The sequence below is a fragment of the Bradyrhizobium sp. MOS003 genome, from assembly GCF_003020125.1.
Taxonomy (GTDB): domain Bacteria; phylum Pseudomonadota; class Alphaproteobacteria; order Rhizobiales; family Xanthobacteraceae; genus Bradyrhizobium.
Window position 1 is genome coordinate 36471 of the sequence record NZ_PYFW01000012.1, and the last position, 16936, is coordinate 53406.

The following is a 16936-nucleotide window of genomic DNA, read 5'->3' on the forward strand; positions in this document are numbered from 1 at the left end:
TTTCAGGACGTCCGTGAGGATTTGCCCGAAGAGGAAGGAAAACCCGTCGGTTGGTGGAGTGCGGGCAGGGGTCGGGCGGTTCGCCGGCTGACCTTGTCCTGTCCAAGACTGCAGGCGCCTGCGAGAGATTTCGATTTCTCAACGGCTTAATCGCATGGCCTGCATAGACGGGTGAAGACCGGATTTCACTTCGCGTTCCGCCTTAAGGCGGTTGCGGAATGGGTTTGGTTCGGACCTCGACACGCCGTGGGCTCTCACGAGCTCCCGGAGGGCAGGCTTTAAATTGTCGTCTCGCCCGGCGCGTGTCCGATGGGTTTTGACCCGGAGGTTCAGTTTTGGGTGGGACGATGGGTGCAACCCGGCGGTCCCGCTTCTCGCGATGGCCGCCAACCGGAAAGAGCTTGCTGTGGAACGAGCGGCAAAAAAAGACGCGGTCGAACAGCTCAATGGGGTCTTCAAGACCACGAGCGTCGCGATCGTTGCTCAATATTCCGGCCTGACCGTTGCCCAGATGCAGAAGCTGCGGACGCAGATGAAGCAGGCTGGCGCCTCGGTGAAGGTCTCGAAGAACCGTCTCGCCAAAATTGCTCTTGAAGGCACTGACGTCGTTGCCATCGGTCCCATGCTGAAGGGACCGACCGTGATCGCCACTTCGAACGATCCGGTAGCGGCGCCGAAGGTCGCCGTCGAATTCGCCAAGGCGAACGAAAAGTTCGTCATCATTGGTGGCTCGATGGGAACGACCGTCCTGAATGTCGACGGCGTGAAGGCTCTTGCCTCGCTGCCGTCGCTTGATGAACTGCGCGCCAAGATCGTCGGCCTTCTTGTGGCTCCGGCGACCAAGATCGCTCAGCTCGCCAACGCGCCCGCGGCCAAGCTCGCGCGCGTCATCCAGGCTCATGCCTCAAAGGGCGAAGCGGCCTGACGCCCTTCGCAAAACTCAAACCCGAACCAGACTTACATCTAAGGAAACTGAACAATGGCTGACTTGCAGAAGATCGTTGACGACCTCTCGAGCCTCACCGTGCTCGAAGCTGCCGAACTGGCGAAGCTCCTCGAAGAAAAGTGGGGCGTTTCGGCTGCCGCGGCTGTCGCCGTGGCCGGCCCGGCTGGTGGTGGCGCTGCCGCCGCTCCGGCCGAAGAGAAGACCGAGTTCACGGTCGTCCTGGCCGCCGCCGGCGACAAGAAGATCGAGGTCATCAAGGAAGTCCGCGCCATCACCGGCCTGGGCCTGAAGGAAGCAAAGGATCTCGTCGAGGGCGCGCCGAAGCCTGTCAAGGAAGGCGTGAACAAGGACGAGGCCGAGAAGCTCAAGGTCCAGCTCGAGAAGGCTGGCGCGAAGGTCGAGCTCAAGTAAGCACCGCTTACTGGCGAGGTCTCGGGCGAGCGTCAGCGGGCCCGAGATCTCAGCTTTCCCCTCAACACGGGGTCAGCCAGATGCAAAAGGCGTGCGACGGGACGTCCCGACGCAGGCCAAACACGAAAAAGTGTGGGGATTTGCGGGTTCACCCCTCGAATCTCCACTATTGTCGCCCCATATCGGTTCGGCAGCACGAAAGCGCGGTGGGCAGGGATACCGGACCCCTGTAAGCCGTTGGGAGAGCAAGCTATTTCGGGCTTTTTCAGTCCGTGAAGGCGGTCGTTGTGACGGGCGGGCGCGCACCAGCGCCCCGCGCGTCGTTTTGCGTTTTGAAGGTCTGAAGAACAGATTCAGGACATTCCGGCCTGAATTTGAGTCTCCGGCCCCCAAAGCGGGTTCGAAAAATTCAACCCGGGGAGCGGTGGCAGCCGCGTTCCGGAGGGCGCGCCCAGATCGGGCGACGAAAATGAGAGGCCACGATGGCGCAGCAGACATTTACCGGTCGCAAACGCGTTCGCAAGTTCTTCGGACACATCAAGGAAGTCGCAGAGATGCCGAACCTCATCGAGGTTCAGAAGGCATCCTATGATCAGTTCCTGATGGTCGATGAACCCCAAGGGGGGCGTCTCGACGAAGGTCTGCAGGCGGTCTTCCGGTCGGTGTTCCCGATCTCCGACTTCTCGGGCACCTCGATGCTGGAATTCGTCCGCTACGAGTTCGAGCAGCCGAAATATGACGTCGACGAGTGCCGCCAGCGCGGCATGACCTTCGCGGCGCCTCTCAAGGTGACGCTGCGCCTCATCGTGTTCGATATCGACGAGGAAACCGGCGCGAAGTCGGTCAAGGACATCAAGGAGCAGGACGTCTATATGGGCGATATCCCGCTCATGACGATGAACGGCACCTTCATCGTCAACGGTACCGAGCGCGTCATCGTCTCGCAGATGCACCGGTCGCCCGGCGTGTTCTTCGATCACGACAAGGGCAAGACCCATTCGTCGGGCAAGCTGCTGTTCGCTGCCCGCGTCATCCCGTATCGCGGTTCCTGGCTCGACATCGAGTTCGACGCCAAGGACATCGTCTATGCGCGTATCGATCGTCGCCGCAAGATTCCGGTGACGTCGCTGATGTTCGCCCTCGGCCTCGACGGCGAGGCGATTCTGTCCACCTTCTACAAGAAGATCCTCTACAAGCGGACCAAGGAAGGCTGGCGCGTTCCGTTCGACGCCAACCGCTTCCGCGGCTACTCGACCGTCAACGACCTGATCGACGCCGATACCGGCAAGGTCGTGCTCGAGGCCGGCAAGAAACTCACCGTTCGTGCTGCCCGTCAGCTCCAGGAAAAGGGGCTGAAGGCGCTGCGCCTGGCCGATGAGGAACTGGTCGGCAATTACATCGCCGAGGACCTCGTCAACCCGAAGACGGGTGAGATCCACGCCGAAGCCGGCGAGGAAATCACCGACAAGTCGATGAAGGTGCTCAACGAGCACGGCTACAAGGAGCTGCCGCTCCTCGACATCGACCACGTCAATATCGGTCCCTACATCCGCAACACGCTCTCGGCCGACAAGAACATGACGCGCGAGGATGCGCTGTTCGACATCTACCGCGTGATGCGTCCGGGCGAACCGCCGACGCTGGATTCGGCGCAGGCCATGTTCCAGTCGCTGTTCTTCGACGCCGAGCGCTACGACCTCTCCGCGGTCGGCCGCGTCAAGATGAACATGCGCCTCGACCTCGATGCGCCCGACACCCAGCGCACGCTGCGCAAGGAAGACATCCTCTCCGTCATCAAGACGCTGGTGGATTTGCGCGACGGCAAGGGCGAGATCGACGACATCGACCATCTCGGCAACCGCCGCGTGCGCTCGGTCGGCGAACTCATGGAGAACCAGTATCGCATCGGCCTCCTGCGCATGGAGCGCGCGATCAAGGAGCGCATGTCCTCGGTCGACATCGACACGGTCATGCCGCAGGACCTGATCAACGCGAAGCCGGCGGCTGCCGCCGTGCGCGAGTTCTTCGGCTCCTCGCAGCTCTCGCAGTTCATGGACCAGACCAATCCGCTCTCGGAGATCACCCACAAGCGTCGTCTCTCGGCGCTTGGACCGGGCGGTCTGACCCGCGAGCGCGCCGGCTTCGAAGTCCGCGACGTGCATCCGACGCATTACGGCCGCATCTGCCCCATCGAGACGCCGGAAGGCCCGAACATCGGCCTGATCAACTCGCTGGCGACCTTCGCGCGCGTGAACAAGTACGGCTTCGTCGAGACGCCGTATCGCAAGGTCAAGGACGGCCGCGTCACCGACGAGGTCGTGTATCTCTCGGCGATGGAAGAGGGCCGCTACACGGTCGCGCAGGCCAACGTGCCGCTCGACCCGAAGGGCCGCTTCACCGAAGACCTCGTGGTCTGCCGTCATGCCGGCGAAGTCTTGCCGGTGACGCCCGACAAGGTCGACTACATGGACGTGTCGCCGAAGCAGCTGGTCTCGGTCGCCGCGGCGTTGATCCCGTTCCTCGAGAACGACGACGCCAACCGCGCGCTGATGGGCTCGAACATGCAGCGCCAGGCGGTGCCGCTGGTTCGCGCCGAGGCGCCGTTCGTCGGCACCGGCATGGAAGGCGTGGTTGCGCGCGACTCGGGCGCCGCGATCGCGGCGCGCCGTTCGGGCGTGATCGACCAGATCGACGCCACCCGCGTCGTCATCCGCGCCACGGAAGATCTCGATCCGACCAAGTCGGGCGTCGATATCTACCGTCTGATGAAGTACCAGCGCTCCAACCAGTCGACCTGCATCAACCAGCGTCCGCTGGTGAAGGTCGGCGACATCGTCAGGAAGGGCGACATCATCGCCGACGGTCCGTCGACCGATCTCGGCGAACTCGCTCTCGGGCGCAACGTGCTCGTCGCGTTCATGCCGTGGAACGGCTACAACTTCGAAGATTCGATCCTGCTCTCCGAGCGGATCGTGAAGGAAGACGTCTTCACCTCGATCCACATCGAGGAGTTCGAAGTGATGGCCCGCGACACCAAGCTCGGGCCTGAGGAAATCACCCGCGACATTCCGAACGTGTCGGAAGAAGCGCTGAAGAACCTCGACGAAGCCGGTATCGTCTACATCGGCGCGGAAGTGCGCGCCGGCGACATCCTGGTCGGCAAGATCACGCCCAAGGGCGAGAGCCCGATGACGCCGGAAGAGAAGCTGCTGCGCGCCATCTTCGGCGAGAAGGCCTCCGACGTTCGCGACACCTCGCTGCGCGTTCCACCGGGCGTGCAGGGCACGATCGTGGAAGTGCGCGTGTTCAACCGTCACGGCGTCGACAAGGACGAGCGTGCGCTGGCGATCGAACGGGAAGAGATCGAGCGTCTGGCCAAGGACCGCGACGACGAGCAGGCGATCCTGGACCGCAACGTCTACAACCGTCTTGCCGAGCTGCTCGAGGGACGGCAGGGCATTGCCGGTCCGAAGGGCTTCAAGAAGGACACCAAGATCACCCGTGCGGTGCTCGAGGAGTACCCGAAGTCGCAGTGGTGGTTGTTCGCTTCGCCGAACGACAAGCTGATGGCCGAGATCGAGGCAATGCGGAAGCAGTACGACGAGTCGAAGAAGGGGCTGGAACAGCGCTTCCTCGACAAGGTCGAAAAGCTTCAGCGCGGTGACGAATTGCCGCCCGGCGTGATGAAGATGGTCAAGGTCTTCGTCGCGGTGAAGCGCAAGATCCAGCCCGGCGACAAGATGGCCGGCCGCCATGGCAACAAGGGCGTGGTATCGAAGATCGTGCCGATCGAGGACATGCCGTTCCTCGAAGACGGAACGCATGCCGACATCGTGCTCAATCCGCTCGGCGTGCCCTCGCGCATGAACGTCGGGCAGATTCTCGAGACCCATCTGGGCTGGGCCTGCGCCGGCCTCGGCAAGCGTATCGGCCAGACGGTCGATGCCTATCTGTCGAAGCAGGACATCAAGCCGCTGAAGGAAACCTTGAAGAAGGTCTACGGCGAGGACGAGACGATCAAGTCGCTCAACGACAACGAACTGATCGAGCTCGGCCATAACCTCAGCCGCGGCGTGCCGATCGCGACGCCGGTGTTCGACGGCGCCAAGGAAGCCGACATCGAGGAGATGCTGAAGCTTGCCGGTCTGGACGCTTCGGGCCAGTCGACCGTCTATGACGGCCGTACCGGCGACGCGTTCGATCGCAAGGTGACGGTGGGCTACATCTACATGCTCAAGCTGCACCATCTGGTCGACGACAAGATCCACGCGCGTTCGATCGGTCCGTACTCGCTCGTCACCCAGCAGCCGCTGGGCGGCAAGGCGCAGTTCGGCGGCCAGCGCTTCGGCGAAATGGAGGTGTGGGCGCTCGAGGCTTACGGCGCGGCGTACACGCTCCAGGAGATGCTGACGGTGAAGTCGGACGACGTCGCCGGCCGTACCAAGGTGTACGAGGCGATCGTGCGCGGCGACGACACGTTCGAGGCCGGTATTCCGGAATCGTTCAACGTGTTGGTCAAGGAAATGCGCTCGCTCGGCCTCAACGTCGACCTGCACAACTCCAAGGTGGGACCGGCGTCGACGTCGGAAGCTGCCGAGTAACACGACCTTTCATGCCCGGCCTTTGCGGCCGGGCATCGGCGCCCCGTCCGAGGCCTTGAGGGCAGGGCGCCCCGCTCGAGTGATTTTCGAATTTGCGGCCGTAGGCGACCGGCACGCGAGGAGAAGACGATGAACCAAGAAATTATGAATCTCTTCAACCCGACGACTCCGGCTCAGGTCTTCGACCAGATCCGGATCTCGATCGCGTCTCCAGAGAAGATTCTGTCCTGGTCCTACGGCGAGATCAAGAAGCCGGAGACCATCAACTACCGCACCTTCAAGCCCGAGCGCGACGGCCTGTTCTGCGCCCGCATCTTCGGGCCGATCAAGGACTACGAGTGCCTGTGCGGCAAGTACAAGCGCATGAAGTACAAGGGCATCATCTGCGAGAAGTGCTCGGTCGAGGTCACGCTGTCGCGCGTCCGGCGCGAGCGCATGGGCCATATCGAGCTCGCAGCCCCCGTCGCGCACATCTGGTTCCTGAAGTCGCTGCCCTCGCGCATCGGCCTCCTGCTGGACATGACGCTGAAGGATCTCGAGCGGATCCTCTACTTCGAATATTACGTCGTGCTCGAGCCGGGTCTCACCGCGCTCAAGGACCGTCAGCTGCTGTCGGAAGACGAGTACCTGAAGGCGCAGGACGAGTACGGCCAGGACAGCTTCACCGCCATGATCGGCGCGGAAGCGATCCGCGAGCTGCTCAAGGGCATGGACCTCGAGAAGCTCGAAGCCACCTTACGCCTCGAGATGCAGGAGACCGACTCCGACATCAAGCACAAGAAGCTCGCCAAGCGCCTGAAGATCGTGGAAGCGTTCCGCCACTCCGGCAACAAGCCGGAATGGATGATCATGACCGTGGTTCCGGTGATCCCGCCGGACCTGCGTCCGCTGGTGCCGCTGGACGGCGGCCGCTTCGCGACCTCGGACCTCAACGACCTCTACCGCCGCGTCATCAACCGCAACAACCGCTTGAAGCGGCTGATGGAGCTGCGTGCGCCCGACATCATCATCCGCAACGAGAAGCGCATGCTTCAGGAAGCGGTCGATGCGCTGTTCGACAACGGCCGCCGCGGCCGCGTCATCACGGGTGCCAACAAGCGCCCGCTGAAGTCGCTCGCCGACATGCTGAAGGGCAAGCAGGGCCGCTTCCGTCAGAACCTGCTCGGCAAGCGCGTCGACTATTCGGGCCGTTCGGTGATCGTGGTCGGTCCCGAGCTGCGCCTGCATCAGTGCGGCCTGCCGAAGAAGATGGCGCTCGAGCTGTTCAAGCCGTTCATCTATTCGCGGCTCGACGCCAAGGGCCTGTCCACCACGGTGAAGCAGGCCAAGAAGCTGGTCGAGAAGGAGCGGCCGGAGGTCTGGGACATCCTGGATGAGGTCATCCGCGAGCATCCGGTGCTGCTCAACCGCGCGCCGACGCTGCATCGTCTCGGCATCCAGGCGTTCGAGCCCGTGCTGATCGAGGGCAAGGCGATCCAGCTTCACCCGCTGGTCTGCGCCGCGTTCAACGCCGACTTCGACGGCGACCAGATGGCCGTGCACGTTCCGCTGTCGCTCGAAGCGCAGCTGGAAGCGCGCGTCCTGATGATGTCGACCAACAACATCCTGCATCCGGCGAACGGCCAGCCGATCATCGTGCCGTCGCAGGACATCGTGCTCGGTCTCTACTACGTCTCGATCATGCGCGAAGGCCTGCCCGGCGAGGGCAAGATCTTCGGCGACATGGCCGAGCTCGAGCACGCGCTGCACGCGAAGGTCATCCACCTCCACACCAAGATCAAGTACCGGTGGCAGGGGATGGATGAGACCGGCAAGGTCTCGACGCGCTGGATCGAGACCACCGCCGGCCGCGTCATGCTCGGCAATCTCCTGCCGAAGAACCCGCGGATTTCGTACGAGATCATCAACAAGCTGATGACCAAGCGGGAAATCTCGGGCGTGATCGACCAGGTCTACCGCCACTGCGGCCAGAAGGAGACGGTGATCTTCTGCGACCGCATCATGGCGCTCGGCTTCTACAACGCGTTCAAGGCCGGCATCTCGTTCGGCAAGGACGACATGGTCGTACCGCACTCCAAGTGGAAGATCGTCGACACCACCCGTACGCTGGCGAAGGATTTCGAGCAGCAGTACAACGACGGTCTGATCACCCATGGCGAGAAGTACAACAAGGTGGTCGACGCCTGGTCGAAGGCCACGGAAGAAATCGCCAAGGCGATGATGAAGGAGATCTCCTCCACCAAGAAGACGGCGAGTGGAGCCGATGCCGACATCAACTCGATCTACATGATGGCACACTCCGGCGCCCGTGGTTCGCCGGCCCAGATGCGCCAGCTCGCCGGCATGCGCGGCCTGATGGCCAAGCCGTCGGGTGAGATCATCGAGACGCCGATCATCTCGAACTTCAAGGAAGGCCTCTCGGTGCTCGAGTACTTCAACTCGACCCACGGCGCCCGTAAGGGCCTCGCGGACACCGCGTTGAAGACCGCGAACTCGGGCTACCTGACCCGTCGTCTGGTCGACGTGGCGCAGGACTGCATCATCACGCAGAGCGACTGCGGCACCAAGCTCGGCATCAAGATGCGCGCCATCGTCGATGCCGGCACCGTGGTTGCTTCGCTCGGCTCGCGCATCCTCGGACGCACGGCCTGCGAAGACATCCGCGACAGCTCCGGCAAGGTGATCATCAAGCGCGGCACGCTGATGGAAGAGAGCCATCTGGACGCCATCCAGCAGGGTGGCGTGCAGGAGGTGAAGATCCGTTCGGCACTGACCTGTGAACTCGTCAACGGCATCTGCGGCATGTGCTATGGCCGCGACCTCGCCCGCGGCACGCCGGTCAACCACGGTGAGGCCGTCGGCGTCATCGCGGCGCAGTCGATCGGCGAGCCCGGCACCCAGCTGACCATGCGCACCTTCCACATCGGTGGTGCGGCGCAGCTCAACGAGCAGTCGTTCGTCGAATCCAACTTCGACGGCAAGATCGTGATTAGGAACAAGGCCATCGCCCGCAACAGCGAGGGTCACCTGGTCGCGATGGTCCGCAACATGGTGATCGCGATCGTCGATGCCGACGGTACCGAGCGTGCGACGCACCGTATTCAGTACGGCGCGCGCCTGCACGTCGACGAGGGCGACATGGTCAAGCGGGGCCAGCGCATCGTCGAGTGGGATCCTTACACGCGTCCGCTTCTCACCGAAGTGGAAGGCACCATCGGCTTCGAGGATCTGGTCGAAGGTCAGTCGATCACGGAAACGCTGGACGAGGCCACCGGCATCGCCAAGCGCGTGGTCATCGACTGGCGCTCGACTCGCGGCGGCGCGGATTTGCGTCCGGCCATCGTGGTCAAGGGCAAGGACGGCAAGGTGCTCAAGCTCGCCCGTGGCGGCGATGCCCGCTACATGCTGTCGGTCGACGGCATTTTGTCGGTCGACGTCGGAGCCAAGGTCAACCCGGGTGACATCCTCGCCCGTGTTTCGACCGAGAGCGCCAAGACGCGTGACATCACCGGCGGTCTGCCGCGGGTGGCGGAACTGTTCGAGGCACGGCGTCCTAAGGATGCGGCGATCATCGCCGAAATCGCGGGCACCATCCGGTTCGGGCGCGACTACAAGAACAAGCGCCGCATCTCGATCGAGCCGATGGACAAGACCGAGGAGGCGCGCGAGTACCTGATCCCGAAGGGCAAGCACATCCACCTTCAGGACGGCGACGTCGTCGAAAAGGGCGACTTCATCGTGGAAGGCAACCCGGCGCCGCACGACATCCTTGCGGTCAAGGGTATCGAGGAACTCGCGGCCTATCTGGTCAACGAAATCCAGGAGGTCTACCGGCTCCAGGGCGTGCTCATCAACGACAAGCACATCGAGGTGATTGTCCGTCAGATGCTCCAGAAGGTGGAAGTCACCGACCAGGGCGACACGGACATGATCTCGGGCGAGCAGGTCGACAAGATCGAGTTCGACGCGCTCAACGAGAAGGCCAAGGAAGAGGGCAAGAAGATCGCCACGGGGACGCCGGTTCTGCTCGGTATCACCAAGGCGAGCCTCCAGACCCGCTCCTTCTTCTCGGCGGCCTCGTTCCAGGAAACCACCCGCGTCCTCACGGAAGCGGCGGTCAACGGCAAGGTCGATCCGCTCGATGGTCTCAAGGAGAACGTCATCGTCGGCCGGCTGATCCCGGCGGGCACCGGCGCCTCCATGGCCAAGATCCGCGAAGTCGCCGTGAAGCGCGACAAGATGATCCTGGACGAGCGCGAGAAGCAGGCGGCGGTCGTATCGCCCGCGCCGGAAGCGGAGCTTCCTGCGCTACCTCCCGCGGAATGATCGTTCATCCGTAGGACTACCAGGACAATGAAAAGGCCGGCGAAAGCCGGCCTTTTGCTGCTTTGTTTGCCTGTTGCGATGCGGGATCAACCTTTGTTCATCTTTCCTTCAGGCGCAAAAGCGCTTGTGCTAAGGGAGTTTAGACCGGTGGATCCCGTGACGGGCGGCGCGCCGGAGACCTCGGAACTCACATGCTTGATCTCGCAATCGTAGGTGGCGGCCCCGGCGGGCTGATGAGCGCTTGGTATCTGAAGCGCAAGCTTGGCGATCTCTGTCGCGTCACAATCTACGAGGCCTCCGATCGGCTCGGCGGCAAGATCGTCACGCGCAAGTTCGATTCCGCGCCCGCGATTTACGAGGCCGGCGTTGCCGAGATCTACGACTACTCGATGACCGGGCCGGATCCGCTGCGCGAACTGATCCAGCATTTCGGGCTGCAGACGATTCCGATGGATGCCGAGCAGGTGCAGTTCGGCGGCGAGCTCCTCAACGACGTGCCGGGCATGCGCCGCAGATACGGCGCCAAGACCGCCGCGGCGATCGAGGCGTTCCGCAAGCGCTGCGCTGAAGCGATGTCACCTGTCGAATATTACGAGGGCGTGGGCGCGCACGACAACGAGAACCCCTGGGCCTACAAGACCGCCGAGCAGGTGCTCGACGAGGAGGTCGAGGACGAAACCGCGAAACGCTTCTTCAAGGTGATGGCGCGCTCCGACATCGCGACCGAGAGCCACAACACCAACGGCCTCAACGCGCTCAAGAACTATCTGATGGATGTCGACGGCTATATCGGCCTCTATTCCATCCAGAACGGCAACGAGCAGCTGATCGAGTGCCTGCAGTCGGAGGTCAACGCCGACATCCAGCTCAATCATCGCGTGCTCGCCGTCGGCAAGGCGCCGACCGGCCGCTACCAGCTCAAGATGATGAATGGCAAGGGGCCGGAGACGCGCGACTTCGATCTCGTGCTGGTCTGCCTGCCGCATTCCTGGCTCGCCACCATGGGGTGGGAAGGCGAACAGCTCCGCAAGTCGATGGTCAAGCACGTCTCCTACTTCGACCGTCCCGCGCATTATTTACGCGTCTCGATCCTGTTCGACACGCCGTTCTGGGGCGAGAAGATTTCCGGCGCCTGGTTCATGTCGGAAGCCTTCGGCGGCTGCTGCGTCTACAACGAGGGCGCGCGCCACGACGTCGGCAAGCACGGCGTGCTGAACTGGCTGATTCCCGGCTCCGACGCGCTGGCCTTCGCCAACCTGTCGGACCAGGAGCTGATCGATGCCGCGCTGAAGTCGCTGCCGGCCTCGCTCGGCGATGCGCGGTCGCATTTCATGGAAGGCAAGATCCATCGCTGGCTGTCGTCGGTGAACGCCATACCGGGCGGCCTGCCGGTGCGCGACGTCATGACCAATCACCGGCCCGAGCCGAAGGAGCATCCCGGCATCGTGGTGGTCGGCGACTATCTGTTCGACTCGACGCTGAACGGCCTGCTCGACTCCTCGGATGCTGCGACCGACATCATCCTGACCGAAATGATGCGCCTGCGCCGCGCGCGCGCGCAGGACGACAAGCCGCTCGCCGACAAGATCGACCGTGACTATTTCGAGAATTATCGCGGCCTCGGTCCCTATCACGAGGCGTGGCGGCACTTCACCGATCCCGACTACCTCACCCGGCTGCTCGGCATCGTCTGGGGCAAGACCAAGGGCACCAGGCTGCTCGTCGCGGGCTCGGCCAGTGGCGAATTGGTCGGCGCGCTGCGTGACCGCGGCATCGATGCCTTCGGCATCGAGAACAACCGCGCCATCCACGCCAGGACCCCGAAGGCGCTCAAGAAGTACAACAAGCTCGGCTCGATCACCGACATGCCGTTCAAGGACGGCGCATTCGACTTCGTGTTCGAGACCAGCCTTTGCCATGTTTCCCCGAAGCAGGTGGTCCGCGCGATCAAGGAACTGAACCGCGTGGTCAAGACCGGCCTCGTGTTCGGCTCTGTCACCTCGGACATGGCGCCGGCGCTGATCGACCGCTACGACCTCTTGCGTGGAGTCAAGAAGCTCGGCACCTGGTGGGAATGGTCCGAACTGTTCTTCGGTAATGGCTTCGACCTCTCGATGCACCGCAAGGACAGTACCGATGCGCTCTGGGAGGCAACGCTCGCCGCCAACAAAGGGCCGGGGCAGTGGTACGCCGACGCCGACAGCCTGCGCTATTCCTTCTTCGACAAGGTCGAGGACGACGACGAGGACTAGCCGCGGGGTGCGCTCTCGAATTCGCCAATTGTTTTGCCGAATTCATAATGATCGCATAGAATCGGTACGATAGCGGCCTTCCGCTATGTCCTGCTTTCTCTGCGGTCGTGCCGGCCGTCAGCATCCGTTGGTTTCATGGCATCCAAGCCTTCCTCGCCCGACAAGCCTCTTTCGCCCGACAAACGGAAGCTCGCCGCCGAAGAGGTGGCCGAGCACAACGACAAGCTCGCCTCGGCTGCCAAGCCGGACCTCGAAGACGACGAGGATGCCGAAGACGAGGAGGATGACGAGCTGGAGCTCGATGACGACGATGAGGACGAGGACCTCGTCGTCTTTACCGCGCGCGAGGCCGCGGGCGCGCTCGCGACCATCGTCGGGTTCGTCAAGCCATTCCTGGTCAATTACAAACGTATGCTGTCATTTGTGGCGTTTGGCGTCTTCGTCGAGACGCTGTTCAACGTCATCATGCCGCTCAGCCTCAAGTTCCTGATCGACGACGCGCTCGGCGAGGAGGACTTCCAGGCGCTCTACAAGATCCTCGGCGTGCTCGCCGTCGCCGGCATCTTCACCTCGATCGTCGCGGTCTGGTACGAGCGCTGGGACGCGCGATTGGCGGCCTGCATCATCTCCGACGTCCGCCAGCGCCTGTTCGAGCACGTTCAGGACCTGCCGGCGGCGTATTTCGGCCGCACCAAGCGCGGTGAGATCCTGTCGCGCTTCTCCGTCGACCTCTCGGCCTTCGAAGGCTCGGTCAAGACGTTTGCCAACAGTGCCGCGCTGCCATTTCTGGAATTGATCGCCGGCATCATCCTGATGGTGTTCCTGAACTGGCAGCTCGCGGCGGTTGCGCTGCTCGTGTTCCCGATCACGCTGATCGGCCCGCGGATCCTGACGCCGAAGGCGGTGCAGGCCAATTACGAACAGAAGCTCAACGAGAGCGCGCTGCTCGGGATGGTGCAGGAGAACGTGGCGGCGCAGGCCGTGATCAAGGCGTTCAGCCTGCAGCGCAGGATGTTCGGTTTCTTCACCTTCCGCAACCACGAGGCCCGCGACAAGATCGCCTCGGCCGCGTTCCTCTCGACCATGGTGGAGCGGACGGTCACCATCTCGGTGCTGATGTTGCACCTCGTGGTGCTCGCCATCGGCGCCTATCTCGCCACCAAGGGCCAGATCACCATCGGCACCTTCGTCACCTTCGAGAGCGCTTTCTGGGAAGTCTCCTACAACATCGCCCATGTCATGCATTTCATCCCGGTGTCGATCTCCTCGGCTGCCGCGATTCGGCACATGCAGGAGCTGCTGGACGAGCCGACCCGTGCCGCTGATCGCCCCGGCGCGCCCGATCTGCCGCGCATCACCAACGACATCACCTTCGATCACGTCTCCTTCCAGTACGAGGGGAGTCAGACGCCGGTGCTGGATAATCTCAGTCTCAAGCTCAATGCAGGCAAGCGCATCGCGATCGTCGGCCCGAGCGGCTCCGGCAAGAGCACGTTGCTCAACCTGATCCTGCGGCTCTATGTGCCCAACGAGGGTCGCGTCACCATCGACGGCGTCGACGTCCGCAAGGTGACGATGGATTCGCTGCGCCGGAGCATGGCGGTGGTGTTCCAGGAGAACATGTTGTTCAACATGTCGATCCGCGAGAACATCCGGCTCGGCAAGGAGGGCGCGACCGACGAGGAAGTGGCGGAGGCGGCCAAGAAGGCCGAGATCCACCGCTACATCATGAGCTTGCCGCAGCGCTACGACACGCCGGTCGGCGAGCGCGGCGACACGCTGTCGGGCGGCCAGCGCCAGCGCATCGCGATCGCGCGCGCGATCATCCGCAATCCCTCGGTACTGCTGCTTGACGAAGCCACCTCGGCGCTGGACCAGACCACGGAAGCCGCGATCAACCGCACGCTGCTCAAGGTCGCCAAGGGCCGCACCATGATCTGGTCGACCCACCGGCTGACCTCGGTGGTCGAGATGGACGAGATCATCGTGATCTCAGGGGGCAGGGCGATCGAGCGCGGCTCGCACGCCCAGTTGCTCGCCAAGAACGGGACCTATCGCAAGCTGTGGAACGACCAGATCCACCAGCCGCACGCCGCGGCGGCTCACGCCGACGGAAGCGACGATGAGGAAGGCGACGAGGACGACCTCGACGAGGATGATGAGGACGAGGACGACGAGGAGTGACCGAGGAAGTTCGGCTCCAGATGGAACGCTCCTCCAAGCCGCCGCAATAAACCCTGGCTCGACCACCCCATGAAGCGCGCCCAGCGCTGCGCCGTCCAGTAGGGGCTCGTCGCGATCGAGACCGAGCGGAAATCAAAGGTTTCGCCGCCGCCCATTGATCGCAATCCCGCTTCACCGGATCGGCGTAGAAGGCGGCGATCTTCTCCGCATCCATCCCGTCAGCAGCCAGCCATTGCGGGATGTGGACATTGCAGAGCCGTTCTATGTCGGTGAATACCTTGTCGCAGCCGATACCCAGCGACCGGGCAGGAGGTGGCGAAGGCGTCGCCGACCAGCACCACGCCGGGCTGATGGCCGGCGTCATTCACGTAGAGATCGACCGGACGGATCTTCAACTCGCCGGCGATGTTGAAAGGGCCGGTGGTGTGCTTCAGCCGGGGCAGGGCGGCGGTCCAGCGTCTCAGCGGGCGCGCGGCGCAATTCGCGCAGCCAGGGATCGTTGAAGCCGCCGTACACGAACAGATTGGCGCGCATCCGCGTGCCGATCGGAAACAGCGAGGTGTAGGGGATGCGATCGCTCGGCCGCTCCGAGAAATAGGTCAGCGCCGGGAAGGCGAATGTTGCGCGCCCGACCGGGACGACGTCGAACCCGATCGAGATCGAATGGCAGGCGCTGATGACCTTTTGGGCGATGCCGAGCTGGTGAGGCCGACATTCAAGCCATTGGCGAGCACCACCAGGCGGGCCGAGATCGTCTCTTCATTGGAGAGCGCGATCCTCTGCCGCTCCTCGCTGGTCTCGACGGTAATGGCCTTGGCGCAGATGCGCTCGACGGAAGCGGGGATTTCGTCGCGGACGGCGTTGACCAGGGAATCGTAGAGGATGTTGAACTGCCGGCTCGGCGCCTTGTCAGCAGGCGGCCGAAGCGAGCGATCCAATTCTCACCGGCAAAGGTCGCCCGGCGCAGCACTGATTCTGCCTCTCGGGTCCTTGAGAATCGCCCAAGCTGCTCCTGGCCACTGAGTTTCTCGACGCGAAAGTCCGCCGGATAGCTCTCATGCGGAGCGATCAGGACGGTCGAAACGTCGGCCCGGCCGAGCATCGCGGCGGCGGTCGAGCCCGCCAATCCCCCGCCGATAATGGCAATGTCGGTGTACCGCATGGCGCGCATCCCCGCCGAAGGCCCTAGATTGACGCCTCAACAGAAAAAAAGCCTCAGCTTTGGTCATAATAGTACTTTCCACCCGGGTACAATAATTTTCGGGCTGGCGAAACGGTGACGATGTTCCCATATCGGAGTCGGGAGGCGAACGCGCCAAACAGCGATTTTGACAGGCTCCTGAAGCGCTTCTGACTGTCGTTTCGCCTTGACTTGATCGATTCCCACTTATAGAAAGCGCCTCACTTAACGACAGGCGGTGAGCATCGCCAGCGTCGGAACGGGCCACCCGTTAGATCCCCGAGGACCAGAGCCGCAAGGGATCGCTCAAGACGGGCACCAACCTCGACGAATGCCGCTCAAACGCTGTCGATCATAGCTAGGCAATGCCAGTGCGACTTTAGGTCTCTTGAGCGCGTCCTCTTGAGATCGAATTCGGATGCATGACCTCAGTGCGCGGGCCGTGGCTTTATGCTGACCGGCCTTGATACTGCGGTCCTCTGTGGCGTCGAAGCGCTTTCCGCCCGTTGATGGGGCGGTTGGCGCGATTTCGCTTTGTGCGGATTGTTTCGCGCAAGGTGACCCGGTCGGGCGGGGTGCTCGAAAGAATTTGCGGTCCCTTCAATGGACCGCGGCAAGACAGCGGGTCCGCAAGGAGCCGCGATAACAAAGGGTAAGGCCAGGATGCCGACGATCAACCAGCTGATCGCTCAACCGCGTGAAGTGCAGAAGTCGCGCAAGAAGGTGCCGGCGCTGCAGCAGTCGCCGCAGAAGCGTGGTGTTTGCACCCGCGTCTACACGACGACCCCGAAGAAGCCGAACTCGGCGCTTCGTAAGGTCGCCAAGGTGCGCCTGACCAACGGCTTCGAGGTGATCGGCTACATCCCGGGTGAAGGCCATAACCTCCAGGAGCACTCGGTGGTCATGATCCGCGGCGGTCGCGTCAAGGATTTGCCCGGCGTGCGCTACCACATCCTCCGCGGCGTTCTGGATACCCAGGGCGTCAAGAACCGTAAGCAGCGTCGTTCGAAGTACGGCGCGAAGCGTCCGAAGTAAG

The 16936-nt window shown here is 62.9% G+C and carries 7 protein-coding genes and 1 pseudogene; 7 read left to right on the top strand and 1 reads right to left on the bottom strand.

The window, feature by feature from the left end; all coding sequences use genetic code 11:
- The first annotated feature begins 406 nt into the window (after nt 1–406).
- From rplJ to C7G42_RS31685, 6 genes are all read left to right on the top strand, one after another.
- Nucleotides 407–925, top strand: a complete 519-nt coding sequence (gene rplJ, locus C7G42_RS31660; protein WP_106952851.1) for a 50S ribosomal protein L10 — start codon at nt 407–409, stop codon at nt 923–925.
- Nucleotides 926–979: 54 nt separating this feature from the next.
- Nucleotides 980–1357 carry a 50S ribosomal protein L7/L12 gene (gene rplL, locus C7G42_RS31665; protein ID WP_094895389.1) on the top strand — a complete coding sequence of 126 codons (378 nt, stop codon included), beginning with the start codon at nt 980–982 and terminating at the stop codon, nt 1355–1357.
- A gap of 482 nt (nt 1358–1839) precedes the next feature.
- Nucleotides 1840–5958 (top strand): DNA-directed RNA polymerase subunit beta, encoded by a 4119-nt coding sequence (rpoB, locus tag C7G42_RS31670; protein ID WP_106952795.1) that lies wholly within the window; start codon nt 1840–1842, stop codon nt 5956–5958.
- Between the two features lie 129 nt (nt 5959–6087).
- Nucleotides 6088–10284 (top strand): DNA-directed RNA polymerase subunit beta', encoded by a 4197-nt coding sequence (gene rpoC / locus C7G42_RS31675; protein WP_106952796.1) that lies wholly within the window; start codon nt 6088–6090, stop codon nt 10282–10284.
- A gap of 191 nt (nt 10285–10475) precedes the next feature.
- Nucleotides 10476–12536, top strand: a complete 2061-nt coding sequence (locus tag C7G42_RS31680) for an FAD-dependent oxidoreductase (protein ID WP_106952797.1) — start codon at nt 10476–10478, stop codon at nt 12534–12536.
- 135 nt (nt 12537–12671) lie between these two features.
- Entirely contained in the window at nt 12672–14720 is a 2049-nt protein-coding gene (locus C7G42_RS31685; RefSeq protein ID WP_106952798.1) for an ABC transporter ATP-binding protein, read from the top strand.
- Here the strand turns inward: C7G42_RS31685 and C7G42_RS31690 are convergent.
- Nucleotides 14639–15882 (bottom strand): annotated as a pseudogene (locus C7G42_RS31690) (lycopene cyclase family protein). The gene C7G42_RS31685 and the pseudogene C7G42_RS31690 overlap by 82 nt on opposite strands.
- 681 nt (nt 15883–16563) lie before the next feature.
- Between C7G42_RS31690 and rpsL the strand changes: the two are divergent.
- Nucleotides 16564–16935 carry a 30S ribosomal protein S12 gene (gene rpsL, locus C7G42_RS31695; protein ID WP_007603006.1) on the top strand — a complete coding sequence of 124 codons (372 nt, stop codon included), beginning with the start codon at nt 16564–16566 and terminating at the stop codon, nt 16933–16935.
- Nucleotide 16936 lies beyond the last annotated feature (1 nt).

Coding starts and splice junctions, on each gene's coding strand:
- C7G42_RS31685 (WP_106952798.1), top strand. CDS start 12,672: ATGGCATCCAAGCCTTCCTCGCCCGACAAGCCTCTTTCGCCCGACAAA.
- rpoC (WP_106952796.1), top strand. CDS start 6,088: ATGAACCAAGAAATTATGAATCTCTTCAACCCGACGACTCCGGCTCAG.
- rpoB (WP_106952795.1), top strand. CDS start 1,840: ATGGCGCAGCAGACATTTACCGGTCGCAAACGCGTTCGCAAGTTCTTC.
- rplL (WP_094895389.1), top strand. CDS start 980: ATGGCTGACTTGCAGAAGATCGTTGACGACCTCTCGAGCCTCACCGTG.
- rpsL (WP_007603006.1), top strand. CDS start 16,564: ATGCCGACGATCAACCAGCTGATCGCTCAACCGCGTGAAGTGCAGAAG.
- C7G42_RS31680 (WP_106952797.1), top strand. CDS start 10,476: ATGCTTGATCTCGCAATCGTAGGTGGCGGCCCCGGCGGGCTGATGAGC.